The sequence below is a fragment of the Nocardia sp. NBC_01503 genome (genome assembly GCF_036327755.1).
In the GTDB taxonomy this organism is placed as follows: Bacteria; Actinomycetota; Actinomycetes; order Mycobacteriales; family Mycobacteriaceae; genus Nocardia.
Genome location: NZ_CP109596.1, coordinates 3,901,953 through 3,927,863, shown reverse-complemented (window position 1 = coordinate 3,927,863; position 25,911 = coordinate 3,901,953). Strand labels below are relative to the sequence as shown.

The following is a 25,911-nucleotide window of genomic DNA, read 5'->3' as shown; positions in this document are numbered from 1 at the left end:
CGGTGTCCGATATCGAATTCAGCGGCGTCAGCAAGACCTACCCGGGCGGTACGGTCGCCGTCCACGATTTCGACCTGCGCATCGAATCCGGATCGTTCACCGTGTTCGTCGGTCCATCCGGCGGCGGCAAGACCACCGCCATGCGAATGATCAACCGTATGATCACCCCCAGCACCGGCACCATCACCGTTGCCGGACAAGATATTTCGACACTCGACCCGGTGCAGCTGCGGCTCGGCATCGGCTACGTCATCCAGAATGCCGGGCTGCTGCCGCACCGCACCGTACTCGACAATGTGGCGACCGTCCCGGTGCTGCGCGGCGAATCCCGCCGCGCGGCCCGGGCAGCCGCGTTCGAGGTATTGGATCGGGTCGGCCTGGATCGCGCACTGGCCCAGCGGTATCCGGCACAGCTCTCGGGCGGACAGCAGCAGCGCGTCGGAGTGGCCCGCGCCCTGGCCGCCGATCCGCCCATCCTGCTGATGGATGAGCCGTTCAGCGCCGTCGACCCGGTGGTGCGCACCGAACTACAGGCCGAGATGCGACGGCTGCAAGCCGAACTGCACAAGACCATCGTCTTCGTCACGCACGATATCGACGAGGCCATCAAACTCGGCGACCGCGTCGCCGTCTTCGGCGCGGGCGGAAAACTCCAGCAGTACGACGAACCACAGCGCGTACTCGCCCAGCCCGCAACCGATTTCGTGGCCGGATTCGTCGGCCGCGATCGCGGCTATCGCGAACTCTCCTTCCGCAGCGCCGCCGAGGTGCCGCTGCGCGAACTCGCCACCATCACCCCCGAGGAGGTCACCGGGGTACGCCTGCGCAAGGGCGAATGGCGACTCGTCATCGACGCCGACCGGCGACCGGTCGGCTGGATCGACACCACCGGCGTGGAGGGCGTGCGCGCCGGCCGGCCGCTCGCGAACAATGTGGCGGCGGGCGGCTCGCTGTATCCGCCGAACGGCGATCTGCGCCAGGCCCTCGACGCCGCCATCTCCTCACCGTCGGAAATCGGTGTGGCGATCGAGGATTCGGGCGCGGTGCGCGGGGCCATTCTGGCCAAGGATGTGCTGGAACAACTCTCGCGCCAGCGCGCCGCCGAGGATGCCGAGCGCAACCGCGCCTTCTTCGAGGAGGAGTCGGTCAATTGAGGTATCTCCTGGACAATTTCACGGAGATCGCCGGATACGCCCGCACCCACCTGTACCTGGCGCTGCTGCCGCTGCTCATCGGTCTGGTCATCGCCATACCCGCCGGAGCCATCGCACATCGGGCCCGCTGGCTGCGCCGCATCACCACCACCGCCGCGGGCATCGCCTACACGATTCCGTCGCTGGCGCTGTTCGTCATCATTCCGCCGCTGCTCGGTATCGCCGTCATCGATCCGCTGAATGTCGTTATCGCACTGACCATCTACTCGGTGGCATTGCTGGTCACCGCGGTCCCCGCCGCCCTGGATTCGGTGCCCGCGCAGGTGCTCGACGCCGCCGATGCCATCGGCTACACCCGGCTGCGCCGCACCCTCACCGTCGACTTCCCGCTCGCCCTACCGGTTTTCATCGCCAACCTGCGCGTGGTGGCCGTCACCAATATCTCCATGGTCACGGTCGGCGCGCTGATCGGCGTCGGTGGGCTCGGCAAACTCTTCACCCAGGGCTATCAGCGCGACTATCCGGACGAGATCATCGCGGGCATCATCGTGGTGCTGGTGCTCGCCCTGGTCATGGACCGACTGCTGTACCTGCTCGGGCGACTCGCCACCCCGTGGCTGCGAACCGGCGGCCTACGCCGCCGCCGGGCGAAAGGCATTGCGGTATGAACCTTTTCCTCGACGCCTGGCACTACCTCTCCGACGGCGCGAACTGGGGCGGGCCGACCGGAATCGAAACCCGTATCGCCCAACACCTGTGGTACAGCCTGCTGGCCATCGGCCTCTCCGCCGTCATCGCCCTGCCCATCGGCCTGCTGGTCGGGCACTCGCACCGCGGCGCGGCGGCGATCGTCGGCTTCGCCAATGCCATGCGCGCCCTGCCGACCCTGGGCGTCCTGACCTTCGTGGTGCTGCTCATGGGCCTGGGCCTGTTCCCCCCGATCCTGGCGCTGGTCACCGTCGGCATTCCGCCCCTGCTGGCGGGGACCTACGCCGGTATCGCCAATGTCGATCCCGGCGTCGTGGACGCCTCCCGCGCCATGGGTATGAAGGAACGCCAGGTCCTGTTCCGGGTCGAACTCCCCAACGCGCTACCGGTAATCCTCACCGGCCTGCGCGCCGCGACCCTGCAGGTGGTCGCCACCGCCACCATCGCCGCGTACGTGAACCTCGGCGGCCTCGGCCGCTACATCTTCGACGGCATCGGCCTTTACAAATACGATCGCGTACTGGTCGGAGCGATTCTGGTGGCCGCGCTGGCCCTCGCCCTGGATGCCGTACTGGCCTTCGCGGTCTGGCTCTCCGCCCCCGGCGCGGGCCGCCTGCGCCGCACTCCCCCACCCGTCACGCGGGCCGCACAACCGGTCAGCTGACCGACCGCGCATTGACCTCCACTGTGATCTGGGCCACGATGACAGGTGGCCCGAAGCACCATCCACTCAGTAGGAGGTCTGCGTGAAAGCCATGAAAGCCCGCGACATCATGCACCGCACGGCGGAGTGTGTTCCGGCGGACGAAACCCTCGATCGCGCCGCGCAAATGATGCGCAATATGGATGTCGGCGCCCTTCCGATCTGCAATAACGACCGCTTGATAGGCATGCTCACCGATCGTGACATCGTCGTGCGCTGCATTGCCGAGGGCCATGACCCCTCCCGCGTGCGATGCGGCGACCTCGCCCAGGGCACACCCCGCTGGGTCGACGCCGAGACCGACGTCTCCGCGGTCTTGGAGATGATGGAGCGGAACCAGATCAAGCGACTGCCGGTCATCGACGTCAAGGGCGGAAAGCGACTCATCGGCATGATCTGCGAATCGGATCTGGCCAAGAACGTCAGCGATAAGCAGCTCGCCGAATTCGTGGCGGCGGTCTCGGTACCGCATTAGTCAGCCGTTTCTCAGCCGCCGGTCGCAGAATGACCCGGTGCAACCGGGACGAATCCTTGTCATAGAAGACGCCGAAGCCATTCGCGCCGCCGTCGCCTCGGGGCTGACCGCCGTCGGTCACGAGGTGCTCGGGCGCGCGGATGGAGCGCGCCTGGAACAGGATCTGGCGCGGTTCCGGCCCGATGTGGTCGTGCTCGATGTGATGCTGCCGGGCCGGGACGGCTTCGCACTGCTCGAGGCGGTACGGGCACGCTCGGCGTCGGGGGTGTTGATGCTGACCGCGCGGGACGGGGTCGAGGATCGGGTACGCGGATTGCGCGCCGGATCCGACGACTATGTGGTGAAACCCTTCGACCTCGCCGAGGTGGTGGCGCGGGTGGACGCGCTGCTGCGGCGCATGGGACGGGCACGGGCGCGAATCACGGTGGCGGACCTGGTGATCGATGTGGACTCCGGCAGTGTGCGGCGCGGGGACGCCGACATCTCACTCACCGCCACCGAATTCAAACTGCTCACCTATTTGGCCGGGCATCGGGACCGGGTGGTCACCAAAACCCAAATCCTCACCGCCGTATGGGGTTACGACAATTACGATCCGAACCTGGTCGAGGTGAATGTGAGCGCGGTGCGGCGCAAGCTCGAGGAGCACGGGGAGCGCCTGCTGCACACCGTGCGCGGGCTCGGCTACACCCTGCGGGTGGGCGATCGGTGAAGACGGTATCGCTGCGCCGCCGGGTCACCCTCACCACCACCGTCGTCTCCGGCGTGGTGCTGATCGCGGTCGCGATCACGGTGCACGCGTTGTTCGGACTGGTGGTGAATCGCAGTGAGAACGCGGTACTCACCGATCGCGTACAACTGGCGAAAAGTCTCACCCAGGAAGGTGTTTCACCGGACGAGTTGATCGCCCGGGTGGATACCAAATCCGTACGAGCCCGGCTGGTACTGCCGGACGGGCGCACCTTCGGCAGCCTGACCCGCAAGAACGCCGACGACACCACGGTCAAGTCCCGGACGGCGCGGCTCACCGGCGGCGGCCAGCTGAACGATGCCCGGCTGACGCTGCAGATCGACACCCCGCTGCTCTCCCGGGTCCAGCAGCGCCTGGGCTTCCTGCTCGGCATCGCCACCGCGAGCGCCATCGCGGTGATCGCGACCGGACTCTGGTTCGGCATCCCGCGCGCCCTGGCACCCCTGGACGCCATGACCCGACTGGCCCGCGAGATCGCCCGCGGCCAGCTCGGCCGCCGCCTCGAACCGTCCCGCACCGATACCGAATTGGGCCGCACCGCAGCGGCATTCGACGAAATGCTGGACACCCTCGAGGGCGCGCTGCACGACACCACCGCCGCCGAGGCCCGCGCCCGCGCCTCCGAACAGCGCATCCGCACCTTCGTCGGCGATGCCGCACACGAACTCCGCACGCCGGTGGCGGGTATCCGCGCGCTCGCCGAAGCGGTGATTCAGCAACCCGCCGACGCCGATCCCGAAGACCGCCAGCGCATGCACCTGCTGCTGGTCCGCGAGGCGCACCGGGCAGGCCGTCTCATCGACGACCTCCTCGACCTGGCGCGCATCGACGCCGGCCTGCACCTGCGCCGCGCGCCGACCGACCTGTACGACCTGGCCGCCGCCCAACTCGACCGGATGCGAATGCTGCACCCGCACATGGACTTCCGCCTCGAAGGCGGTCCCCTCACGGTCGAGGCCGACCCGGAACGCGTGACCCAGATCCTGGCCAACCTGCTGAACAACGCCTGTCAGGCGATGAACGCGGATCCGGTCGGTGCGACACCCGTTCCGCCCGGTGGTGCGGCAGCGCCCACCGGCCCCACCATCACCGTCCGCCTCCGCGCCGCCGACGCGTTCGCGGAGCTATCGGTCGCCGACACCGGTCCCGGCATTGCCCCGCGGGACCGCGAACGCGTCTTCGACCGCCTGGTCCGCCTCGACACCGCCCGCGACCACCGAGCCGATGGCTCCGGCCTGGGGCTCCCGATCGCCCGCGGCCTTGCCCGCGCCCATGGCGGCGATCTGACCTGCGTAGATCCCGAACCCGGCGAGTCCGGAGCAACCTTCCTGTTGCGGCTTCCCCACGCCTCCTGAAAGCCGCGGGGCTGCCGCCTCCGACATCCCGGGACACCGCCCCGTCTTGCCGGGACACCACCCCGTCATCCCGGCGCGCTTTCGGCCGGGAGCCACCGCGGCAGCTGAAGATCGCCTGAAGATGGTCCCCGGATTCAGGGGATCTTCAGGTGGCGGAGGCAGATTCGGTGGGGACAGATCGTCGTCACGAAGGAGTGGGTATGAAGCGCAGCATTGCCGCCGTTCTCGCCGGTGCGGCCGGATTCGCCGCCATCGCCCTGGCGGTGCCCGGCGTCGCCTCGGCCGATGGACCCGATTGCAGCCCGGCGGCTCTGAGCGCGGCCCGGGCCGACGCCAAATCCAAAGTGCAGGCATACCTTTCGGGCCACCCGGACGCCGCGGCCGAATTCGCCAAGATCAAGACGCTGCCCAAGGATCAGCGCCGGGCCGAATGGCAGTCGTACAAGTCCTCGCATCCGCAGGACGCCCAGGCCATCAAGGACGCCCGCCAGGCCGTCCGCGACTACCGCGCCAACTGCCACAAGTAGTTTCCGGCGTGAGGCCGCCCCGCATCCGGGGAGACCGGCCCCAGCATCCTGGCGCGCCACCCCCGTTCATCCCGACGCGCCACGGGAGTGACAGTCCGCACCGAATCTCGGCGACCACCGTGCGCGTCGTCCCGGTGAACACTTCCTCGCCCTGTTCACCGGTCAGCACGCGATTGCCCTCGCGGCGCGGCGCATACGGAAACCGATTGGCGGGCATCGACTCAGCGAGTCGATGCCCGCCAATCGCCGTCCGCCGGGCCGCGCGGCGTGCGGCCGCCCCGGCCGCCCCACTGTTCACTCGCGAACCAGCCCATTGCGGTAGGCGTACACCACCGCGTGAATGCGGTCGCGCACACCGAGTTTGGCGAGGATGCGCGAGACGTGGGTCTTCACCGTCTCCTCACCGACGCCCAATTCCGCGGCGATCTCATAGTTGCTTCGAGCATCGGCGACGAGCAGTAGGACTTCACGCTCGCGGGCGGTCAACTGCGCGAGTTCCGGGGGCTCGGCGGGTGGGGCCAGATCCGCCGCGAAACGTGTTGCGAGCCTTCGAGTCATGGATGGGTCGATGACCGCGTCACCGCGTACCGCGACCCGAATGGCCGCCACCAGATCCTCCGGTGGCAGGCTCTTGAGCAGGAACCCACTGGCTCCGGCCGCCAGCGCCCGGGACAGATTCGCCTCACTGTCGTAGGTGGTGAGCACCAGCACCCGGGTACCACCCGCCGCCACAATGGCTTCCATGGCGGCCAACCCGTCCAGTTTGGGCATACGCACGTCGAGGATCGCCACGTCCGGCCGCAGCCGGGCCGCCGCCTCGATGGCCGCGCGGCCGTCCCCCACCTCGGCCACACATTCCAGATCGGGCTGCCCATCCACCACCGCACGCAGTCCGGACCGGAACATGGTGTGATCGTCGGCGATCAATATCCGAACCGGTGCCGTGCCCGCCATGCGATCCTCCTCGATATCCAGGCCGGTCATGCCGCGCCGATCGGCACCGAAACCACTATGTCCCAACGACTTCCGGTCCGATCCGGACCGGAGTCAACGGTGCCGCCGAACAGCTCCACCCGCCGCCGAATGCCGTCCAGTCCGCGTCGCACTCCCGCGCCGGGCGCCGGGGCGGTGGCGATCGGGTTGGTCTCACGAATCTCCACCCGGGTCGGCCGGTACCCGATCTCCAGTCGCGCGGGTTCGCGCCCATGCCGCAGCGCATTGGTGAGAATCTCCTGCACCACCCGGTGCAGCATGACGTCCAGGGACTCCGGCAGCACCGGCGGCTCACCCGAGATCGCCACGCGCACATCGAGTCCCGCCGCCCGCACGCGCTCCACCAATTCGTCGATATCGGCGAGTCCGGGCTGGCGCTGCCCGTCATCGTCCCGCCCGTGCAGCAGATCCAATTGCCGCCGCAGATCCACCATGGCCGAGCGGCTGCTGGACTCCACCGCCGTGAGTGAACGGGTAGCCGCCTCGGCATCGGTGCGGGACAGCGCTATTCGCGCCACACCGGCGTGAATTCCGATGGCGCTCACATGATGTGAGATCACATCGTGCAGATCCCGGGCGATGGCCGCCCGCTCGTCCGACAGCGCCCGATCCAGCGCCGCCCGGTGCTCCTGTTGCCGAAGCCGTTCCCGCTGTTCGATTTCGGCGATATAGGCCCCGCGCGCCATGGTGTACCGGCCCACCAGCCACGGCACCAGTCCGGTCGCGGCGATGACGAACAGGCTCCGCCAGTCCCGCGAAACAGAGCCCGCCGCAAAGAGATTCGCCAGGACCGAGCCGACCATCAGACCGGCGACCGTGGCCACCGACACCGCGCCGCCCAGCCACGCACCCGCTCGATACCCGGCCACCAGGAAACCGACATCCGATATCCGCGTCGAGGTGCCGTAGTGGTGCACGAAGATCATGGCGCCGGCCTTCACCAGCACCTGCGCGACCGCGGTCCCCACCACCCAGCCGGTGGTGGGTGTGGCGGCGAGCGCCAGATCGGCGGCGATGAAACCGATCGCGAGCACCGTGGCGGCCAGCGGCGCGGCCCCGAACGCACCGCACAGCACCAGTTGCAGACTGTCCACCACCGCCGCGACCACCGCCACCAGCAGCGATTGCCGGGCCAGCGCCCTGCTCACATCCATCGCACGGCACCACCCTCTCGTCATCGGAACTCGGCAGGCGGGGCCGCCGTGACACCCGGTCCATCGCGCCGACCATCACCGATTCGGCGCCGCCGGCATCGTTCGCGACGGTACCCGGAGAGCCGCCCATCCCCCGTGTGGGGGACGCGAAATCCCCCGTCGGCGCGACGATTCGTCACGCTCCGCTCATTACCGTCGAGGTATACCTTCCGCGCAGATATTTCCGCTCAGGAGACCGTGTGATTCCAGATCTCTTCATCTACGCCGTCCCGGCATTCGCGCTGCTCATGCTGGTCGAGTGGATCGCCGATCGGCGCGACCCGGACCGCCCCGCCAACGGTATGACCGGCCGGGACAGCGCCGCCAACATCGCGACGTACGCCATCGGACGGTTCGTGAAACCGTTTGTGGCGCAGATTATCCCGTTCTCGACGGTGGTGCTGGTCGCGCACCTCACCCCACTGCACCTGTCCCCGAAGGACTGGTGGGTGTGGGTGCTGGGCCTGGTGGTGACCGATTTCTGCTACTACTGGGCGCATCGCGCCGATCACCGCATCCGGCTGCTGTGGACCTCGCACAGCGTGCACCACTCCAGTCGCTTCTTCAATTTCTCCACCGCGATCCGACTGCCGTGGGCGCATCCGGTCGCCGCGCAGCTGCGTGGAATGTGCTGGATTCCAGCCGCTCTCATCGGCCTGCCGGTGTGGATGATCTTCCTGCTGCAGACCATCGGCCTGCTCTACCAGTTCCCGATCCACACCCAGCGGGTGGACACGCTGTGGCGGCCGATCGAATTCCTCTTCAATACCCCGGCGCATCACCGCATCCATCACGGCTCGAATCAGCCGTACCTGGATACCAATTACGGTGGCGTATTCATCATTTGGGACCGTATGTTCGGCAGCTTCGCCGCGGTATCGGAGCCCATCCGGTACGGGCTGACCAAGAACATCGGCACCGACAACCCGATCAAGGTCAACTATGCCGAATTGATGAACCTGGTGCGTGATGTCCGCGGCGCGAATACCTGGAAGGGCCGCCTGGGCTACGTTTTCGGCCCACCCGGCTGGACCGAGCATCCGGCCGACCAGCCCGAGCCGCCGCGGGATTCGGCGCGGCAGACCGAATCCGGCCGGGCCACCGCAGCGGCCTGAGCGTTGTGCCACAAAGCAATTCGACCCCCGCACCGGAATCGGTGCGGGGGCCGAACTCTAGTTCGGGCCTCGGGTCAGGCGACGCCCTCGGCGCGGGCGGCGGCGCCCACGGCCTCGGCGACGGCCGGGGCCACCCGGGGATCCAGCGGGCTGGGGATGATCCTGTCCACTGCCAGCTCATCCGCGACCACCGCGAAGATGGCATCGGCGGCGGCCACCTTCATACCCTCGGTGATACGGCGCGCGCCCACATCCAGCGCGCCCTTGAAGACGCCCGGGAACGCGAGCACATTGTTGATCTGGTTCGGGAAGTCCGATCGCCCGGTCGCCACGATGGCGGCGTACTTGGCGGCCACCTCCGGGTGGATCTCCGGATCCGGGTTCGACATGGCGAACACGATGGACTCCGGCGCCATCGAGGCGATGAGCTCCTCGGCGATGGTGCCCGCGGACAGACCCAGGAACACATCGGCGCCCGCGAGCGCCTCGGCCGGGCCACCGGTGACCTTGCGCGGGTTACTGCGCTGCGCCAGTTCGGCCTTCACCTCGTTGAGGTCGCCGCGATCGCTGCTGATGATGCCCTTCGAATCCAGCACCACGATGTCGGAGACACCGGCGGCCAGCAGGATGTTCGTGCACGCCACACCGGCCGCGCCCGCACCCGACACCACGACCTTCAGATCCGCGATCGGACGGCCCTGCACCGCGGCCGCACCCTTGAGGGCGGCCAGCACCACGATGGCGGTGCCGTGCTGGTCGTCATGCATGACCGGGCAGTCCAGGGCCTCGACGAGACGCTTCTCGATCTCGAAGCAGCGCGGCGCGGAGATGTCCTCCAGGTTGACCGCGCCGAAGCTCGGGCGCAGGCGGATCACGGTCTCGACGATCTCGTCGACATCCTTGGTGTCGAGCACGATCGGAATCGAATCCAGGCCGGCGAACTTCTTGAACAGCGCCGCCTTGCCCTCCATCACCGGCAGCGACGCACGCGGGCCGATATCGCCCAGGCCCAGCACCGCGGTGCCGTCCGAGACGACCACGACCAGGCGCTCGGCCCAGGTGTAGGCCTTGGCGAGCGACTCGTCCTTGTGGATGCCGCGGCAGACCTGCGCCACACCCGGGGTGTAGGCGATCGAGAGGTCGCGCTGGGTGTCCAGCGGGGCGGTGAGTGCGACCGAGAGCTTACCGCCCAGGTGGCCCGCGAAAATTTCTTCCGTGGTGATGTCGGAAAGGTTCGCAGCATTGGTCGCGGGGCTTGCCGTGGTGGCATTCACTGCTTCAGTCACGGGTGACACGATTTCACTCCATCTCGGTGCGGACTCAACCGTTTGACGGTTACCGTTCGGTAATAGGTAATGGGGGTTTCGGAACTCGTTTTTCGGGCGCGTCGGCCATCACCGCGGGCCACTTCGAAAACCTTGCCACCACATCGTGGCAACGCGCACAAAGTATTACCGATCGCGGGAAGCGTGTCTCGGAGGAGACAACACAGCGCTGCACAGATCGTCGAGCTGGAACCGGACGGGTGGGTCCGCGATGCTGCCGGGGTGATCAAGAGTCAATCCGCGCGTCGCGGACCGTAATCACCGAGTCTCCCCGGACCGGGCGGTCGGCTGCGGCCGGGGGTCGTCACATTCTGCCAGTAGCGTCGACGACGCGCCAAATCGGGTCCGGCCCATCGCGCGCGTTCACCATCAACGAAGCCTAGGTGAGCCGAATCACCCGCAGGTTAAGGGAAACTCGCACGTCCGGCCGCGACTACGGAGAACTGTCACAACACGGTCGCCTCGGCCGCCGTGAGCTGTCGCGCCCGATTGGCAGGAAGGCGGTGAGATCGACGCCGAACCGATTCCCGGCGCCTATTGCGCCGCGATTCGCGAATGCGGTGACCGCGCACGTGGTTCGCGGAAGCCGTAGCCGACCCTGCCGCAACGGCTTCCGTGTACGCCCTGGCCAGCTACTATCGCGACTGCTCAGGAGGCTTCGGGTGCGGCGCTCTCGACGGGTCCGCGCATGGTTCGCGGTGCGGCGGTGCGCTCCGGGCGCACCCAGACGCTGTCCAGACCACCGGTGAGCAACCGGACACGCCAATCGCTCGCCACGCCAGGGTGATCGGTGCGGCGGTGCATTCCGCGCGTCTCCGTGCGAGCGAGAGCGCTGTACTTGGTCCAGCGCGCCACAGCCAGCAGCGCCGCGGCCTGCCGCGCATGCAGGCGTTCGGTGCCCTTACCGCCGAGGTCGAACTCGACCCCGGGCCACATACCGTCCAGTTCACCGATGCTGTCGCGCAGACTGCCGTCACTGCGCCAGTAGCTGCGCCGCAGCGGCAGCGTGTGCTCCTGCACCAGCCCGACCACCGCGCGCGGATCGATGCGCGCCCGAGCACCGAGCCCGACCCCCGGCACCGGACGGGTCTTGCCGACCTTGCGACGGGTCCCGGCGAACCGCGCCGCGGCCTGGCCCGCCCACACCCCCGACGACACCGCCCAGGCACCGTTCTGACCGCCGAATCCGGAGACCGCGCCGGTCACCGGCTCGCGCGTGGTGACATCGCCCGCACCGTAGAGCCCGGGAACCGTAGTGGCGCAATCGGGTCCGGCCAGCCACAACCCACCGGTCCCGCGCACGGTGCCCTCCAATACCGCACGCAATGGCACCCGCCGCGAATCCCCCTGTCGGACCGGCACTTCGCGATCGGAACCGAGCAATTCGGCATGTTCGCCCAGGAGCAGCGGCGGATCCGCGCTCGCATCGGACAGGTCGTCGAGGGCGGCGAAGACGCGGCGACCGTCGGCGATGGCGGCGAAGGCCTGCGCCCGGGAGCCGACGCCCGCACCGCAGAGCACCGAACGGGATTCGTCGTACAGCGTCGCGAAGTGCCGGACCTGGTCGGCGGGGAAGGCGCCGGGCGGCCGCTGGCCCGAGACCGAGGCCGGACCCGAAACACCCGCCGGGAGCAGCGAATACGCGTTGGAGAACTCCATTCCGGAGAGTTCGGCCCCGGCCTCGGCACCCATCAGCAGCCCCTCACCGGTATCCACATCGGTGCCCGCGCCACCGGAGAGGAAAGCGCAGCCGCCGGTGGCGATGACCACCGCTTTGGCGCGCGCACTCCAACTCCGGAACTCGCCCTCCAGGGCCACGCCCGCCGCACCCGAGACCACGCCGTCGGCATCGGTGAGCAGCTGTAATGCCGGATGGTGATCCAGGATTCGCACCCCGGCGACCACCATGCTGCGGCGTAGTCGGCCCAGATACTTCGGCCCGTCCAGCCGGATACGGGTGGGCGGTCCGCCGCGGTCACCGTGCGCCCGCAGACCACCGTGCACGAGTTGTGCCACACGCCGGTGCGTCTCCTCGAGCACCCGATACATCCACTCCGGATCGCCGAGCCCGCCGCCGTGCTCGAAGCTCTCCGCGACCGCCTCATCGCGCAATCGCCCGGGCGGAATGTTCCAGAGCGTCGCCCCGGCGCGTGCGGTGGGGCCGCTGGATCCGCAGCGGGCCTTGTCGACCAGCAGAACTCGAGCACCGGCCGCCGCCGCGGCGAGTGCGGTCCAGGCGCCCGCCGGACCACCCCCCAGCACAAGCACATCGGTCTCGAATTCGGTCATAACGACAAATGTTCGCGGACCGTTCAACTACTCGCAACCGTTATGCGTATTTCAATTCCACCACTGCAGCCACAGCAGCGATCCGGCTATCGCAAAAACTACCGCGCATCCGAAAAATGACGCAATTCCCTGACGCCTATCAGCAAATACCTGCGCTCCCACAACCGACAATCCCGCACCGATATGCCACGCCAGATCGGCTCCCCCGGGGCCCGGAAAATCATGCTGGGCACCCATGATCGCCGCGCCGACCACCGTCGCCACCAAAACCACCGTGCCACCCGCGACGATCCCACTCAGACCCCGGAGTACCTTCACGCGGTGATCACCGGAACCCCACTGGACTTGCCCACAAGTATCTCGAATTGCGTTGGGTCGGTGGTGAATTCGCCGAGTTGAATGGTCTTGTTGCTGCCGTGGTAGTCCGAGGAACCGGTGGTGAACAGACCGAGTTCGGCGGCGAGTCCGGCAAGCACCTCGCGATCGGCGGCGCTGTGATCGGGATGATCGAGTTCGAGCCCGCCCAAACCCAGCTCGGCCAATTCCCGAATATGGTCCAGGGCCAGCAACCGGCCGCGTTTGCGGGCGCGCGCATGCGCCACCACGGTCACCCCGCCCGCCGACCGGACCATCTCCACCGCGCGCTGCAACGGCGTATCGGCCTTGTCCACGTAGTACTTGCCGTGCGGGGCCAGCAGATCCTGGAACGCCGCGTCGACGGTCGGCACCACACCCGCCTCGACCAATGCCCGCGCCAGATGCGGACGGCCGGCCGACGGACCCGCCGACGCCATGACCGCGTCCGGATCCACCGGCAGTCCATCGGCCGCCATATGCTCGGCGATCGCCCGCAGGCGGACGGTCCGCTCACCACGCAGCCGCTCGCGCTCCTGCGCGAAGGCGTCATCGGTCGGATCGAACAGATAGGCCAGCAGATGCACCGCCACCGGCCAGCCGTCGTCGCCCCTGCCCTCGCAGGACATCTCCATACCGCGCACCAGCGTCAGGCCCGGCGGTAGCGCCTCGACCGCCTCCGCCCAGCCCGCGGTGGTGTCGTGATCGGTCAGGGCGACCACGTCCAGCCCGGCGGCCGCGGCATTGCGGATCAGCTCGGCCGGAGTATCGGTGCCGTCGGAGGCGGTGGAATGAGTGTGGAGATCGATGCGCACAGGGTCTATCTTGCCTGCGCCGCCGCAACCGCCCCGGGCAGCCGGTCCGAGCGCGGTGCGCACAATCGGGCCCGCGCTGCTCACGACTCCGGCCATCAGCGCGAACTAGACTCCGGCGAGTGTCCTCGCTACCGCAACTTCCGTCCTTCCGCTGGCCGAATCGGGCGCAGGCGCACCCGCATACGGCCACGCCGAAGCACGGCGCGAATGTGGTGGTCGACTGCGCGGTCTACGTGGACGGCAAACGACTGGCGGCGCACTGCACCTATGCCGAGGCATTGGCCGAGGTGCGCAAGCGCGGCGAAGGTTTCGTCTGGCTCGGTCTGCTCGAGCCGAGCACCTCGCTGATGACGGACGTGGCGAAATCATTCGGTCTGCACTCACTCGCGGTGGAGGACGCGGTGAGCGCGCATCAGCGACCCAAACTCGAACGCTACGACGACATTCTGTTCCTGGTGCTGCGCACGGTCTCCTATCACGTGCACGAACTCAACACCGTCAGCGAGATCGTGGACACCGGCGAGATCATGATCTTCCTCGGCCCCGATTTCGTGATCACCGTGCGACACGGCGATCACAGCGGCCAAGGTGAGCGTGCAGCAGAACACCGATATGCGAAAGATCTCCGCCTACGCCGCCATGGCGGCGGTGCCGACCATGATCGCGGGCATCTACGGTATGAACTTCGACCATATGCCCGAATTACGCTGGACCTTCGGCTATCCCGGGGTCGTCGCACTCATGGTGGTGTTGTGCGGTGCGCTCTACGCGAACTTCCACCGCAACAACTGGTTGTAGCTCAGAGCGAGGCCGCGCCGCGATCCGCGTCGCGTACATCGATTTTCGCCTCGGTCCAGGCATCGCGCAGCGCGGCGGCACCGCGAATACGCACCCAGGCCGCCTCGGTCGCGGTAATCGGTGTGGCGGTCAGAAACCGCACCGGCTCAGCGGGTTCCGGCAACTCCACCGCGGCGATATCGCTGTCTTCGAGCAGTACCGCCGTGAAAGGCGCGTTGAGCCACAGCGGTTCTCCCAGATCCAGCAGCGCATCGGCCTGCAGCACAATGCCTTCCACCGAGGGTGAGGCCACCAATACCGCGAGCGCACGGGTCAGGCCCGCGCCCGCCCCGACCCCGCCGCGCAGCGTCAACGCCAACTCCGCGCGCGGTCCGCGCACCGGATCGGCCAGTGCCGCCGTCGGATCCGTCATGGGATGCCGCGAACCACCGAGCGTCACATAGTGCACCAGATCGCCATCGGGAATCCGCAGGATCTCGATGGGCTCCAGCCCGAGGAAGGTCACCGAGGCCGCGTCCGCGGACTCCACTCCGAAGTGTCCGAGCACCCCGGCCCGGACCTTGTCGATCACATCCATGCGCTAGATGGCCAGCCGAGCCAGCATGTCACGCGCCTGTTCGGCGGCCTTGGGATCGCACAGCACGTCATAGCGCCCCGCCACCAACTGCATGGTGGAAGCGAAATCCCGCTGCCCGCGCGTGGCGGCGTACGGGATGGTGGTGGAGATGACGCCGAAGACGATGCCGCCGATCAAGCCGACCAGAATCGCGCCGCTGGAGGAGAACAGGCTCAGCAGCAGGCCGATGAACAGGCCCAGCCAAGCGCCCGACACCACACCCCCACCGATGACCTTGCCCCAGGTCAGGCGATAGAGCACGCGTTCGACCTGCATGAGATCGACGCCGACGATGGTCACGTTCTCCACCGGGAAGGAATTGTCGGCCAGGTAATCGACCGCACGCTGTGCCTCGGCGTAGGTCGGGTAGGACCCGACCGGCCAGCCCGACGGTGGCGTCGGTAGGCCCGGACGGTTCCGGCTCGAGTTCCCCAAGGGATTCGTCATGGCTCCATCATGCTATTTCTCGTCAGCGGACGGCGGTTCGCAGCGCCGATCAAAAAGAAGGCGTGGCACGCGTCATTTTCGCCGCTCGTCCTTTATCAGCGATCACCTGCGCCATCTTGGCGCTGGCCTCGTCGATCATCTCGTCGCCGAGCATGACCGCTCCGCGAGCTCCGCCCGCGGCCGATGTGTGAAAAGCGTACGCGTCCAGAATTTCCTCGGCGCGGTCGTAGTCGGCCTGACGTGGGCTGAAGATCTCGTTACCGGCCGCGATCTGATCCGGATGCAATACCCACTTACCGTCGAAACCCAGTGCGGCGGTGCGTGATGCGTTGCGCCGGAAGCCGTCGATATCGCGCACCGCCAGGTACGGCCCGTCGATGGCCTGCAAACCGTGCGCCCGCGCCGCGAGCAGGATCGTCATATAGATGTGGTGATACGCGTCACCGGGTTCGTAGCCCTCGGGCTGTTCGCCGACGACCAGGGTGCGCATATTGATCGAGGCCATGAAGTCGGCCGGACCGAAGACCAGGGTCCGCACGCGCGGGCTCGCGGTGGCGATGGCGTCGATATTGCGCAGTCCCAGCGCGTTCTCGATCTGCGGTTCGATGCCGATCCGCCCGATCGGCAGGCCGTTGGCCTTCTCCAACTGGGTCAGCAGCAGGTCCAGCGCCTGTACCTGACCGGCGTCGGTGACCTTGGGCAGCAGCAGCGCGTCGATGCGGTCGCCCGCGCCGTCCACCACCGCGATGACATCGGCGTAGGTGTGCTCGGTGGTCCAATCATTGACTCGCACAACGCGAATCTGCTCACCCCAGCCGTCGGAGTTCAGCGCGGCCACGATATTGGCCCGCGCTTGCGCTTTGGCGGCGGGCGCGACGGCATCCTCGAGATCGAGGAACACCTCGTCGGCGGCCAGCCCCTTGGCCTTCTCCATCATGCGGGGATTGCTGCCGGGGACGGCGAGCACCGTACGGCGCGATGTCATGAGTCACTCCTTCTACGTCCGCGCTCGTGGCGCGACATTTCGGGCAGCCCCGAACCACTAACCTTGACACTCATGGCAGCGACGAGAGTTTTCGCCGCCCGGCTCGCGGGCTTGGTGGTATTGGGACCGGACGGGGAGTCTATCGGCCGCGTTCGCGATCTGGTGATCTCCGTCCGGTATGACCGGCAGCAGCCGCGCGTACTCGGCATCCTCGTCGAACTGCCCACGCGCAAACGGATTTTCGTGCCGATGCTGCGGGTGCAGGCGATCGATCCGGGTGCGGTGACGCTGACCACCGGGACCATCAGCGTGCGGCGTTTCGAGCGACGGGCCGGTGAAATGCTGGCCATCGCGCAGATTCTCGATTCCACGGTGCGGGTCGCCGATCCGGAGTTGCCGCAGCTGGCCGATACCGATGTGGTGGTGGTCGACCTCGGCATCGAACAGTCCCGCACCCGCGACTATCTGGTCTCCCGGGTCGCGGTGCGCGAACGCCGCCGACTCGGCGTCGGATTCGGCCGGCGCGGTGCGGTGCACGTGGTGGATTGGGCCCAGGTGCGCGGGCTCACTCAGACCGAATTGAATCTGCCCGGCCAGGATGTGACCCAGCTGCTCACCCAGTTCGAGGGCATGCGGCCGGCCGATGTGGCGCATATGCTGCGCGAGCTGCCGCGCAAGCGCCGCATCGAGGTGGCCGCCGCCTTCGACGACGAGCGACTCGCCGATGTGGTGCAGGAGTTGCCCGAGACCGATCAGGTGGAGCTGCTGGAGCAGCTCGGCGTGGAGCGCGCCGCGGATCTGCTCGAGGCCATGGACCCCGACGATGCCGCCGACCTGCTCGGCGAGCTGCCCGAGGGTGAGGCGGAATCGCTACTGGCGCTTATGGATCCGGAGGATTCCGAACCGGTCCGGCGACTGCTCGAACACGCCCCGTACACCGCCGGTGGTCTGATGACCTCCAAGCCGGTGGTGCTCACCCCGGCCACCACGGTGGCCGAGGCCCTGGCCCGCATCCGCGATCCGGAGTTGACGCCCGCGCTGGCCACCATGGCCTTCGTGGTGCGCCCGCCGACCGCCACCCCGACCGGTCGCTACATCGGCTGCGTGCACTTCCAGCAACTGCTGCGCGAACCTCCGGCGAACCTGGTCGGCGGCATTGTCGACGATGATCTGGTGCAGTTGCGCCCGGAGGCCCCGCTCACCGCCGTGACCCGTTACTTCGCCACCTACAACCTGGTGTGCGGACCGGTGGTGGACGCGGAGAATCATCTACTGGGCGCGGTGACCGTCGACGACGTCCTCGACCATCTACTGCCGGAGGATTGGCGCGAACAGGATGAGGACAACCACGACGTGCACGGTATTCCGCTGATCGACGGCACCGGAGGCCGCGCATGACCGACCGTATGGACAAGACCAGCGCGCGCCAGCGCCTGGAGTCGCCGATGGAGACCCGCTTCCGCGGATTCGATTGGGACGCAGAGGCTCTCGCGCGCAGTAGTGAGAAGGTCGCGCGTTTCCTGGGCACCGGCCGCTATCTGGTGATCCAGACGGCGATCGTGATCGTCTGGATCGCGCTCAATGTCTTCGCGATCCGGCTGCAGTGGGATCCGTATCCGTTCATCCTGTTGAACCTCGCCTTCTCCACCCAGGCCGCCTACGCCGCGCCGCTCATCCTGCTGGCACAGAACCGGCAGGACAACCGCGACCGCGTAGCACTCGAGGAGGATCGGACCCGAGCTGCCCAGACAAAGGCCGACACCGAATTCCTGGCGCGCGAACTGGCTTCGCTGCGACTCGCCGTCGGCGAGGTGGCGACTCGTGACTATCTGCGCCGCGAGCTGGATGATGTCAAGGATGCCCTGGTCAGGTTGGAGAAACTGATGACCGACGGCGAGGTCGTCAAGGAGCGCAAAGCCAAGAAGAATACCGATCGAAAGAGGGCGGAGGTCGCAATTTCGCCGCAGAAAGATGGCGACTAACCGCACAAGCTGTACACAACAAGCTTACGGATGGGTAACCTGGATCACGTTGTTCCGAGCGACCGACCCAGACACCCGCGTATTGCGGCCCTCGTCACCGGGAACCGGCCGCACGACCGAGGGGATTGTGTGGTGGCGAAGAGAATATCTGCACCGGTGACAGCGTCGGCGCTGCTGATAGCGGGCCTGGTCACCGCCGGTTCGGCCACCACCACCCCGGTGCATACCGAGACTCCGCAGGCCGCGCCCGAGGCGCTGCTGGCCGCCGCGGCCTCCGATACCTCCGGTGGCAAATCCGTGGAAACCGCCTCGGATCAGACCGTCGGGCTGGTGCCCGCCGCACCCGAGGCACCGCGCAAACTCAGCGCCATGACCCCGCCCGCCGACGGCGCGCTCGGCGGCAATGTGCAGCTGCAGAACATCGCGCTACCGGGCGGCACCGGCGCGCTCGGCATTCCGGAGCTGGTGCTGGCCGCCTACCGCAATGCCGAACTGGCACTGGAGTCCTCGACGCCCGGATGTGGGCTGCCGTGGAATCTGCTCGCCGGAATCGGGCGCATCGAATCACTGCACGCCAGTGGCGGGCACACCGATGCAGCGGGCACCACCATCTCGCCGATCTACGGTCCGGCGCTCGACGGGACACTGCCCGGTAACGAGGTCATCAAGGCCACCAACGGCAGTTATGTGCGCGCCGTCGGACCGATGCAGTTCCTGCCCAGCACCTGGACCAACTACGCCTCGGACGGTAACGGCGACGGTGTCGCCGATCCGAACAATGTCTTCGATGCCGCGCTGGCCGCGGGCAAGTACCTCTGCTCGGGCGGTCTGGATCTGCGCGATCCGGCCCAGCAGCTGCGAGCCGTACTGCGCTACAACAACTCCATGTCGTACGCGGCCAATGTGCTCAGCTGGTCGAACGCGTACAAGACCGGCGGCACGCCCGCGCCGGTGAACATCTCCGCCGAGATGATCCCGCCCGGCGCGCTCACCGCCGGACCGGATATGACGGCCGCCTCGGTGAATATCCCGGCCACCACGACCACTACCACCACCGACGCACCGCCGAGCACCACCCAGGCCACGCAGACCCAGGTGATGATCACCATCCCCGGCCTGCCGCCCATCCCCTGCGGCATCTTCTGCCCCGCGCCCGCGGTACCCGCGAATCCCTGTGAGTCAGTGCAGCTTCCGGCCACCGAGGTGAAGCCGGACGCCAAGCCCGAGGACGGCCTGCAGACGGGTGAGCAGGACAAGGCCAACCAGGACCAGGTCCAGCAGTTCGGTCCGGACGGTAAGCCGATCGAGAAGACCACCACCTGCACCCAGCCGCAGCAACAGGATCCGGCGGTCCAGCCGCAGGGTCAGCAACCGAACAATCAACCGGCCCAGCCCGCCGCGACCGACGAGCCCGCCCCCGCCGCGCCGGTCGATCCGGCCCCGGAGTCGGTCGATCCGACCACCCCGGCCCCCGGCATCACCCTCCCGTTCGGCATCACCATTCCGCTGCCCGCTCCGCCGGCCCCGGCCGTCCCGTAATCCATTGCGGCCGTTACCCCTTGAGCCCGAGGCCCAAGGGGTTACAGTTGTTTGCCGACGCACCTTTAGTCCGCTTTGCCGGGGTCCGAGATCCGGTCTCGTTAACCAACTCCCCGTAGCCGAATCATCAAGAATGATTACGAAGCAGTAACGGAACGGTCTCGAATGATGTAGCGTGGCCCTCACTGCGTCAAACGGTTTCGCAAGAACCGCCGGCAATGGAGGGTCAGCACCAAGTGGGACGTCACCGTAAGCCCCCGGTTCCGACGATTCGCCGCGGATCGGTGATAGCACTCACCAGCCTCGTGCCCGCGGGCCTCGCCACCGTCACCGGCGCCTCCGACGGCAACCTCGTCGGCAGCCTCACTTCCGCACTCCAGCACGAGTTTTCGCCGGAGGCGGACGAAGCCCTACCCAGACCGGAGGCGGCCGCCGCGCCGGTCGCCGCCCTGGAACCCATGCTTCGTGAGGCCAAACAGGTTGTCCCCGTTGGCCCTCCGGTCGTGAAGACCGTCGCCCTGCCGGACGGCCGCGTACCCGCCGCCCTGCCCGCCGGTCCGATCGGCATGCCGGGTATCGCCGAGAACGCCTATCAGAACGCCGAACGCATTCTGGCCCTGGAGAATCCGGCCTGCGCCATGCCGTGGTCACTGCTCGCCGGTATCGGCCGCGTCGAATCCACGCACGCCTTCGGCGGTAAAGCCGATGCCGACGGCAACCCCATCGATCCGGTCTACGGCCCGGTCCTGGACGGCAGCCTGTGGGGCAACAATGTCGTGCACGACACCGACGGCGGCGAACTGGACGGCCTGGCCTCCTACGACCGCGCCATCGGCCCCATGCAGTTCCTCCCGCAGACCTGGCGCAAGTACGCCGCCGACGGCAATGGCGACGGCATCGCGGACCCGCAGAACCTCTTCGACGCCGCCCTCACCGCGGGCAAGTACCTGTGCTCGGGCAATCTCGATATGCGCGATCCGGCCCAGCAGACCCGCGCCATCCTGCGCTACAACAACTCCATGGCCTACGTCGCCAACGTGATGGCCTGGGAAACCGCCTACTCCACCGGCATCGCCCCGGGAGCCTCGGCCCTGCCCCGCATCTGACAACCGGCCGGCCCCGCCCTCCGTCCCGGCACGCGCACCCATCACCCCAGCACGCGCGCACCCGTCATCCCGGCATGTTTTTGGCCGGGAACCACCGCCACCCAGCGCCGCACAGGTATGCCTCCCCGCAGCGAACGCGCCGGGATGACAGGAGGCGGACGACTCGAGCTCGGCCCGCAACCGCCGTACCGCTCGGCGTCCCCGACCGAGACGGTTCCGCCCGGCGCATTGAGCGCTGCCGCCCACTTGATCTCGTGCGCATCGAGCTCGGCAGCACGGTCGGCGGGTGGCGTAATCGCCGGGCCGGTCCCCGCTGAGGCGCCCGAGCCGGTCCCCGTGGCGGCCCGGTACGCCGTAACTCCTATTCTTTCCGTATGCCAGTGGTAACGGAATCGGATGTGCGGGGCGCGCTCGCGAAGGTGAACGACCCGGAGATCCGGAAACCGATCACCGAATTGGGCATGGTGAAGAGCGTCGAGATCGGCCCGGACGGCAAGGTCGACGTGGTGGTCTACCTGACCACCTCCGCGTGCCCGATGAAGGGCGCGATCACCGAGCGTGTCACCAAGGCCGTCAATGACGTGCCCGGTGTGGGCGCGATCAATGTGACCCTCGATGTGATGAACGACGAGCAGCGCACCGAACTTCGCAAGAAGCTGCGCGGTGACAATGCCGAACCGGTCATCCCCTTCGCCCAGCCCGGTTCGCTCACCCGCGTGTACGCGGTCGCCTCCGGTAAGGGAGGCGTCGGAAAGTCCAGTGTCACCGTGAATCTCGCGGCCGCCATGGCCGCCAAGGGCCTGTCGGTGGGCGTGCTGGACGCCGATATCTACGGCCACTCGGTCCCGCGCATGCTGGGCACCGAACAGCGCCCCACCCAGGTGGAGCGAATGATCATGCCGCCCATCGCACATGACGTGAAGGTCATCTCGATCTCCATGTTCACCCAGGGCAACACCCCCGTGGTGTGGCGCGGCCCGATGCTGCACCGCGCGTTGCAGCAGTTCCTCGCCGACGTGTTCTGGGGCGATCTGGACATCCTGCTGCTGGATCTGCCGCCCGGCACCGGTGACGTCGCCATCTCGCTGGCCCAGTTGATCCCGAACGCGGAGATCCTGGTCGTCACCACCCCGCAGCTGGCCGCCGCCGAGGTCGCCGAGCGCGCGGGTTCCATTGCGCTGCAGACCCGTCAGCGCATCGCGGGCGTGGTGGAGAACATGTCCTGGCTGGACCTGCCCGATGGTTCGCGCATGGAGCTGTACGGCTCCGGTGGCGGACAGACCGTGGCCGACAACCTGACTCGCGCGGTCGGCGCGAATGTACCGCTGCTGGGCCAGATCCCGATCGAACAGGAACTCCGGGAGGCGGGCGACGAGGGCACCCCCATCGTCCTGAGCGCCCCGGAGAGCGCCTCCGGCAAGGCTCTGCTGGAGATCGCCGACAAGCTGGCAGTCCGCCGCCGCGGCCTGGCGGGTATGTCGCTGAACATCGACACCACGCGACACCTGTAGCGAGGCAGAGTCTGCCTCCTGTACGAATTGGCCCCTGCCCGTTGCTATGGCAACGGGCAGGGGCCAATTCGATGGGTTGGTGGGATACCGGCCCGCGAGAGACGCTCAGCGCCGGGCCAATTCGACGACTGAATTCCGCTGGGGCGAGCTGTGTCCGAGTCCGGGGCGGCACCTAAGCTCGGAGCCATGCTCACGCTGCTTCTCTACGTGCTGATCGTCGGTCTGGTGGCCGCGCTGCTGTTCTTGATCGTCAGCGCGCTGTTCGGACGGTCGGAGGAGCTGGGTCCGCTACCGGAGGGGACCACGGCCACCGTGCTGCCCGCCGAGGGCATCAGCGGCGCGGATGTGCGGGCACTGCGCTTCCAGCAGGTGGTGCGCGGCTACAAGGGCGGTGAGGTCGATTGGGCGCTGACTCGACTCGCGGCGCGCATCGACGAACTCGAATCGCAGCTGGCGCACGCGCGCTCCGGCGATCAGGTGGCGGCGAGCGCACTCGCGTACTCGGCCACGAACGGTACGGCCGTCCCCGCCGAGACGCCCGCCCCTCGCCGCGTCGCCACCGACCTTTCCACCGACGGCGAGGCTCCGCTGCCGGAGGTGATCCCGAGCCACCCGGGTCAACCGTCCCCGGGCACGCCGAGCCGGTCGACCACACCGGAGCTGCCGGGTACCGAGTCGGGTGCGCTGTGACCGAGCCCGGTGACGGCCGTACCCGCTGCGGCTGGGCCGAGGGCTCACAGCTGTATCGGGACTATCACGATCAGGAGTGGGGCCGCCCGCTGCACGGCGATGACGCGCTCTTCGAGCGGGTGTGTCTCGAGGCCTTCCAGTCGGGTCTGTCCTGGATCACGATTCTGCGGAAACGCCCGGCCTTCCGTGCGGCTTTCGACGGCTTCGTGATCGAACGGGTGGCGCGCTTCGGCGATGCCGATGTGGAGCGGCTCATGGCGGATCCGGGCATAGTTCGCAATAGCGCCAAAATCCACGCCAGCATCCACAATGCCCGAGTCGCCCTGGACCTGCGCGAACCCCTGGACCAGCTGCTCTGGTCCTTCGCCCCGACCACCGAAAAGCGGCCGCGCACCCTCGCCGATGTGCCCGCCGTCACGATCGAATCCACCGCTCTCGCAAAAGAACTGAAGCGGCGCGGATTCAAGTTCGTCGGACCCACGACTGCGTACGCACTCATGCAGGCGACCGGGATGGTAGACGATCACATCGCCGATTGCTGGGTGAATGTCAGGACTCCCTGAACGCCACAACGGTCGGTTTTTGGAACTCAGGTACCCGCCCCGATCCGCGATAGGGAAGAATGGTCATGGTGTAGCCCGCCACATGTCGGCGGGCTGCCTGGTTGGTGACAACTGGAGTTCCATGAAAGTGCGCAGAAATCCGCGCAGATCTGGAGGGAGCAGAGGATGGCGGCCATGAAGCCCCGCACCGGGGACGGTCCCCTCGAGGCAACCAAGGAAGGGCGTGGAATCGTCATGCGGGTTCCACTCGAGGGTGGCGGGCGTTTGGTCGTCGAGCTCACACCGGAGGAAGCTGCGGCACTGGGTGACGAACTCAAGAGTGTCACCAGCTAGTTGCCAGACTTGCCAGTGCCGGTGAGTAACCCAACTCCAGGGGCTCTCGGGGGTTTCAACCCCGAACCCCCGGAACCAGGACGCGCGGAATCGCGGCTCACCGGCGCATCGGTTCCCACCGGACACCCTCTCGGCCCGGTCGATCGTTTGATCGCCTGCGTCGATCTACTGTCCTGCCCGGAGTGCGGCCGAGACCTCGCCGCCCGCGACCGCAGCCTGTGCTGCCCCCGCGGCCACAGCTTCGATATCGCCAAACAGGGCTATGTCAGCCTGCTCACCGGCGCCTCCACCAAGATGACCGGAGACACCCCGGCCATGCTCGACGCCCGGGCGGCGTTCCAGCAGGCGGGACACTTTCAACCCATCGCCGACGCGCTCGCCCGGGCGATCGGCGCCGGTCTCGTCGACACCGCGGCGGCGCACGCTGCTACCACTGCCACCCCATCTGCGCGGAAAGCTACCGCCAGTCCACGAAACCCGGCGCTGTCCGATTCGACGGCACAGCGCGGTGGCATGACACGCCCGGGCACCACCGTGGCCAGGGCCTCGGCGGCCCGACTGACGACCGCTCTGCTGCCTGAGCGGCAGGCTGTTCCGGAGTTCGCGGGACCCGCATTGCTGGAGATCGGCGCGGGCACCGGCTACTACCTGGCAGCCGCACTGGATGCCGTGCCGAGCGCGCGCGGACTGGCGCTGGATGTCTCCAAACCGGCGGTGCGCCGGAGTGCGCGGGCGCATTCCCGGGCGGGCGCGGTACTCGCCGACGCCTGGCGCGGACTGCCCATGCGCGATGGATCCGTGACCGCGGCGCTGTCGGTTTTCGCGCCGCGCAATGCGCGAGAGGTCGCGCGCGTACTGAATCCGGCTGGGCGGTTTCTTGTCGTCACACCCACCGCACGGCATTTGGGCGAGTTGATCGAACCGCTCGACATGGTGAGTGTGGACGCGCGCAAAACCGATCGACTCGCCGATTCGCTGGAAGATCGCTTCGAACTGCTGGACCGGTCCACCATCGAGTTTGAAATGCCATTGACGCAGATTGATATCGCGAATGTATCCGCGATGGGACCCTCGGCTTTCCACGCCGCCGAACAACGCGCCGAGCGGATCGCGGCCCTGCCCGACCCCTTCGGGGTGACCGCTTCGGTGACGGTCTCGGTCTACCGTCCGCGCGGCTGATTCGGCAGCAGATCTAATGGGTTCCGCACCAGCGGACGGTTGTCGTCGGCGCGATGCGCGGTGTAGATCGTGGTGGCGGCATCGATTCCGGCGAGCGGGATGATGCGCACCGACTCGGGTGCGGTGAAGGTGGCACTGCGCGGCGCGATGGTGACGCCCAGGCCCGCCGCGACCAGATAGAGCAGAATCGTCCAGTTGGTGGCCTCCTGGACGATGCGCGGACGGCGACCGGACTCCAGCAGCGGCGCCAGATTCCTATCGTGCGCGCGGCTGCCCGCCGCGCGCGGGAAGAACACCAGTGGATTGGTGACGAGTTCGGCCCCGGTAATGCTCTCGCGCCCAGCGTCCTCTACGAGTCCATCGGCTTCCGGCATGTCCCGCCGACGGAGTTGGCGCCCAGCCCGG

At 67.7% G+C, this 25,911-nt stretch carries 26 protein-coding genes and 2 pseudogenes; 18 read left to right on the top strand and 10 right to left on the bottom strand.

Annotation, left to right across the window (positions count from 1 at the left end; genetic code table 11):
* The first annotated feature begins 2 nt into the window (after positions 1 to 2).
* The 7 genes from OHB26_RS17655 (at position 3) to OHB26_RS17625 (ending at position 5,673) form a co-directional block, all read left to right on the top strand.
* Entirely contained in the window at positions 3 to 1,154 is a 1,152-nt protein-coding gene (locus OHB26_RS17655) for an ABC transporter ATP-binding protein (protein WP_330185244.1), read from the top strand.
* A complete protein-coding gene (locus tag OHB26_RS17650; RefSeq protein ID WP_330185243.1) occupies positions 1,151 to 1,822 on the top strand; it encodes an ABC transporter permease in 672 nt (223 codons plus the stop codon). Before OHB26_RS17655 ends, OHB26_RS17650 begins: the two co-directional genes overlap by 4 nt.
* Positions 1,819 to 2,526, top strand: coding sequence for an ABC transporter permease (locus tag OHB26_RS17645; protein ID WP_330185242.1), 708 nt, complete (start codon positions 1,819 to 1,821; stop codon positions 2,524 to 2,526). Before OHB26_RS17650 ends, OHB26_RS17645 begins: the two co-directional genes overlap by 4 nt.
* 91 nt (positions 2,527 to 2,617) lie before the next feature.
* On the top strand, positions 2,618 to 3,040 hold the full coding sequence (locus OHB26_RS17640; RefSeq protein WP_330185682.1) for a CBS domain-containing protein: 423 nt from the start codon (positions 2,618 to 2,620) through the stop codon (positions 3,038 to 3,040).
* Between the two features lie 37 nt (positions 3,041 to 3,077).
* Positions 3,078 to 3,752 (top strand): response regulator transcription factor, encoded by a 675-nt coding sequence (locus OHB26_RS17635; RefSeq protein WP_330185241.1) that lies wholly within the window; start codon positions 3,078 to 3,080, stop codon positions 3,750 to 3,752.
* Complete coding sequence (locus OHB26_RS17630; protein WP_330185240.1) at positions 3,749 to 5,146, top strand: sensor histidine kinase; 1,398 nt, start codon at positions 3,749 to 3,751, stop codon at positions 5,144 to 5,146. The genes OHB26_RS17635 and OHB26_RS17630 overlap by 4 nt, the downstream gene beginning before the upstream one ends.
* A gap of 200 nt (positions 5,147 to 5,346) precedes the next feature.
* Entirely contained in the window at positions 5,347 to 5,673 is a 327-nt protein-coding gene (locus tag OHB26_RS17625; RefSeq protein ID WP_330185239.1) for a hemophore-related protein, read from the top strand.
* Between the two features lie 294 nt (positions 5,674 to 5,967).
* Here the strand turns inward: OHB26_RS17625 and OHB26_RS17620 are convergent, their stop codons facing one another.
* Both OHB26_RS17620 and OHB26_RS17615 read right to left on the bottom strand, forming a co-directional pair.
* Positions 5,968 to 6,657, bottom strand: a complete 690-nt coding sequence (locus OHB26_RS17620; protein WP_330185238.1) for a response regulator transcription factor — start codon at positions 6,655 to 6,657, stop codon at positions 5,968 to 5,970.
* Positions 6,654 to 7,820, bottom strand: a complete 1,167-nt coding sequence (locus tag OHB26_RS17615) for a sensor histidine kinase (RefSeq protein WP_330185237.1) — start codon at positions 7,818 to 7,820, stop codon at positions 6,654 to 6,656. The genes OHB26_RS17620 and OHB26_RS17615 overlap by 4 nt, the downstream gene beginning before the upstream one ends.
* Positions 7,821 to 8,059: 239 nt before the next feature.
* On the opposite strand from OHB26_RS17615, the gene OHB26_RS17610 reads away from it, so the two are divergent.
* On the top strand, positions 8,060 to 8,974 hold the full coding sequence (locus OHB26_RS17610; protein ID WP_330185236.1) for a sterol desaturase family protein: 915 nt from the start codon (positions 8,060 to 8,062) through the stop codon (positions 8,972 to 8,974).
* 74 nt (positions 8,975 to 9,048) lie between these two features.
* Here OHB26_RS17610 and OHB26_RS17605 read toward each other — a convergent pair whose 3' ends face one another.
* The 4 genes from OHB26_RS17605 to OHB26_RS17590 form a co-directional block, all read right to left on the bottom strand.
* The gene (locus OHB26_RS17605; RefSeq protein ID WP_442942966.1) at positions 9,049 to 10,269 is read right to left on the bottom strand and encodes an NAD(P)-dependent malic enzyme; all 1,221 of its coding nucleotides are present in this window, start codon (positions 10,267 to 10,269) and stop codon (positions 9,049 to 9,051) included.
* Between the two features lie 678 nt (positions 10,270 to 10,947).
* Positions 10,948 to 12,588, bottom strand: a complete 1,641-nt coding sequence (locus tag OHB26_RS17600) for an FAD-binding protein (RefSeq protein ID WP_330185234.1) — start codon at positions 12,586 to 12,588, stop codon at positions 10,948 to 10,950.
* Positions 12,589 to 12,639: 51 nt separating this feature from the next.
* A complete protein-coding gene (locus OHB26_RS17595; RefSeq protein ID WP_330185233.1) occupies positions 12,640 to 12,852 on the bottom strand; it encodes a hypothetical protein in 213 nt (70 codons plus the stop codon).
* A 50-nt stretch (positions 12,853 to 12,902) separates the two neighbouring features.
* Positions 12,903 to 13,757 (bottom strand): PHP domain-containing protein, encoded by an 855-nt coding sequence (locus tag OHB26_RS17590; RefSeq protein ID WP_330185232.1) that lies wholly within the window; start codon positions 13,755 to 13,757, stop codon positions 12,903 to 12,905.
* A 119-nt stretch (positions 13,758 to 13,876) separates the two neighbouring features.
* Between OHB26_RS17590 and OHB26_RS17585 the strand changes: the two are divergent.
* Positions 13,877 to 14,555: pseudogene (locus tag OHB26_RS17585) on the top strand (CorA family divalent cation transporter).
* A gap of 1 nt (position 14,556) precedes the next feature.
* Here OHB26_RS17585 and OHB26_RS17580 read toward each other — a convergent pair.
* From OHB26_RS17580 to OHB26_RS17570, 3 genes are read right to left on the bottom strand one after another with little or no spacing between them, the layout of a single operon-like run.
* A complete protein-coding gene (locus tag OHB26_RS17580) occupies positions 14,557 to 15,132 on the bottom strand; it encodes a suppressor of fused domain protein (RefSeq protein WP_330185231.1) in 576 nt (191 codons plus the stop codon).
* Positions 15,133 to 15,135: 3 nt separating this feature from the next.
* The gene (locus OHB26_RS17575; protein ID WP_330185230.1) at positions 15,136 to 15,618 is read right to left on the bottom strand and encodes a general stress protein; all 483 of its coding nucleotides are present in this window, start codon (positions 15,616 to 15,618) and stop codon (positions 15,136 to 15,138) included.
* A 49-nt stretch (positions 15,619 to 15,667) separates the two neighbouring features.
* Positions 15,668 to 16,603 (bottom strand): HpcH/HpaI aldolase/citrate lyase family protein, encoded by a 936-nt coding sequence (locus OHB26_RS17570; protein ID WP_330185229.1) that lies wholly within the window; start codon positions 16,601 to 16,603, stop codon positions 15,668 to 15,670.
* A gap of 72 nt (positions 16,604 to 16,675) precedes the next feature.
* Between OHB26_RS17570 and OHB26_RS17565 the strand changes: the two genes are divergently transcribed.
* The 9 genes and pseudogenes from OHB26_RS17565 (at position 16,676) to OHB26_RS17525 (ending at position 25,506) form a co-directional block, all read left to right on the top strand.
* Complete coding sequence (locus tag OHB26_RS17565) at positions 16,676 to 18,001, top strand: magnesium transporter MgtE N-terminal domain-containing protein (RefSeq protein ID WP_330185228.1); 1,326 nt, start codon at positions 16,676 to 16,678, stop codon at positions 17,999 to 18,001.
* A gap of 8 nt (positions 18,002 to 18,009) precedes the next feature.
* A complete protein-coding gene (locus OHB26_RS17560) occupies positions 18,010 to 18,585 on the top strand; it encodes a DUF1003 domain-containing protein (protein ID WP_442943019.1) in 576 nt (191 codons plus the stop codon).
* A gap of 156 nt (positions 18,586 to 18,741) precedes the next feature.
* Positions 18,742 to 20,124, top strand: coding sequence for a lytic transglycosylase domain-containing protein (locus OHB26_RS17555; RefSeq protein WP_330185226.1), 1,383 nt, complete (start codon positions 18,742 to 18,744; stop codon positions 20,122 to 20,124).
* Positions 20,125 to 20,360: 236 nt separating this feature from the next.
* Positions 20,361 to 21,230 carry a lytic transglycosylase domain-containing protein gene (locus tag OHB26_RS17550; protein ID WP_442942965.1) on the top strand — a complete coding sequence of 290 codons (870 nt, stop codon included), beginning with the start codon at positions 20,361 to 20,363 and terminating at the stop codon, positions 21,228 to 21,230.
* 374 nt (positions 21,231 to 21,604) lie between these two features.
* The gene (locus tag OHB26_RS17545) at positions 21,605 to 22,741 is read left to right on the top strand and encodes an Mrp/NBP35 family ATP-binding protein (protein ID WP_330185224.1); all 1,137 of its coding nucleotides are present in this window, start codon (positions 21,605 to 21,607) and stop codon (positions 22,739 to 22,741) included.
* A 186-nt stretch (positions 22,742 to 22,927) separates the two neighbouring features.
* Positions 22,928 to 23,209: pseudogene (locus OHB26_RS17540) on the top strand (DivIVA domain-containing protein); the annotation flags it as partial.
* 218 nt (positions 23,210 to 23,427) lie between these two features.
* Positions 23,428 to 23,994, top strand: coding sequence for a DNA-3-methyladenine glycosylase I (locus tag OHB26_RS17535; protein WP_330185223.1), 567 nt, complete (start codon positions 23,428 to 23,430; stop codon positions 23,992 to 23,994).
* A 165-nt stretch (positions 23,995 to 24,159) separates the two neighbouring features.
* Positions 24,160 to 24,327: a DUF3117 domain-containing protein gene (locus OHB26_RS17530; protein ID WP_006554284.1), complete on the top strand. Its 168-nt coding sequence runs from the start codon at positions 24,160 to 24,162 to the stop codon at positions 24,325 to 24,327.
* Between the two features lie 147 nt (positions 24,328 to 24,474).
* Positions 24,475 to 25,506: a putative RNA methyltransferase gene (locus OHB26_RS17525; RefSeq protein ID WP_330185222.1), complete on the top strand. Its 1,032-nt coding sequence runs from the start codon at positions 24,475 to 24,477 to the stop codon at positions 25,504 to 25,506.
* On the opposite strand, the gene OHB26_RS17520 is transcribed toward OHB26_RS17525, so the two are convergent.
* Positions 25,488 to 25,880 (bottom strand): LysR family substrate-binding domain-containing protein, encoded by a 393-nt coding sequence (locus OHB26_RS17520; protein WP_330185221.1) that lies wholly within the window; start codon positions 25,878 to 25,880, stop codon positions 25,488 to 25,490. The genes OHB26_RS17525 and OHB26_RS17520 overlap by 19 nt on opposite strands.
* Positions 25,881 to 25,911 lie beyond the last annotated feature (31 nt).

Bases quoted from the DNA above. Each gene is read 5' to 3' on its own strand.
- OHB26_RS17645 (WP_330185242.1), top strand. From the start codon at position 1,819: ATGAACCTTTTCCTCGACGCCTGGCACTACCTCTCCGACGGCGCGAAC.
- OHB26_RS17640 (WP_330185682.1), top strand. From the start codon at position 2,618: ATGAAAGCCCGCGACATCATGCACCGCACGGCGGAGTGTGTTCCGGCG.
- OHB26_RS17625 (WP_330185239.1), top strand. From the start codon at position 5,347: ATGAAGCGCAGCATTGCCGCCGTTCTCGCCGGTGCGGCCGGATTCGCC.
- OHB26_RS17620 (WP_330185238.1), bottom strand. From the start codon at position 6,657: ATGACCGGCCTGGATATCGAGGAGGATCGCATGGCGGGCACGGCACCG.
- OHB26_RS17615 (WP_330185237.1), bottom strand. From the start codon at position 7,820: ATGGATGTGAGCAGGGCGCTGGCCCGGCAATCGCTGCTGGTGGCGGTG.
- OHB26_RS17600 (WP_330185234.1), bottom strand. From the start codon at position 12,588: ATGACCGAATTCGAGACCGATGTGCTTGTGCTGGGGGGTGGTCCGGCG.
- OHB26_RS17580 (WP_330185231.1), bottom strand. From the start codon at position 15,132: ATGGATGTGATCGACAAGGTCCGGGCCGGGGTGCTCGGACACTTCGGA.
- OHB26_RS17575 (WP_330185230.1), bottom strand. From the start codon at position 15,618: ATGACGAATCCCTTGGGGAACTCGAGCCGGAACCGTCCGGGCCTACCG.
- OHB26_RS17570 (WP_330185229.1), bottom strand. From the start codon at position 16,603: ATGACATCGCGCCGTACGGTGCTCGCCGTCCCCGGCAGCAATCCCCGC.
- OHB26_RS17565 (WP_330185228.1), top strand. From the start codon at position 16,676: ATGGCAGCGACGAGAGTTTTCGCCGCCCGGCTCGCGGGCTTGGTGGTA.
- OHB26_RS17560 (WP_442943019.1), top strand. From the start codon at position 18,010: ATGGACAAGACCAGCGCGCGCCAGCGCCTGGAGTCGCCGATGGAGACC.
- OHB26_RS17545 (WP_330185224.1), top strand. From the start codon at position 21,605: ATGCCAGTGGTAACGGAATCGGATGTGCGGGGCGCGCTCGCGAAGGTG.
- OHB26_RS17530 (WP_006554284.1), top strand. From the start codon at position 24,160: ATGGCGGCCATGAAGCCCCGCACCGGGGACGGTCCCCTCGAGGCAACC.
- OHB26_RS17520 (WP_330185221.1), bottom strand. From the start codon at position 25,880: ATGCCGGAAGCCGATGGACTCGTAGAGGACGCTGGGCGCGAGAGCATT.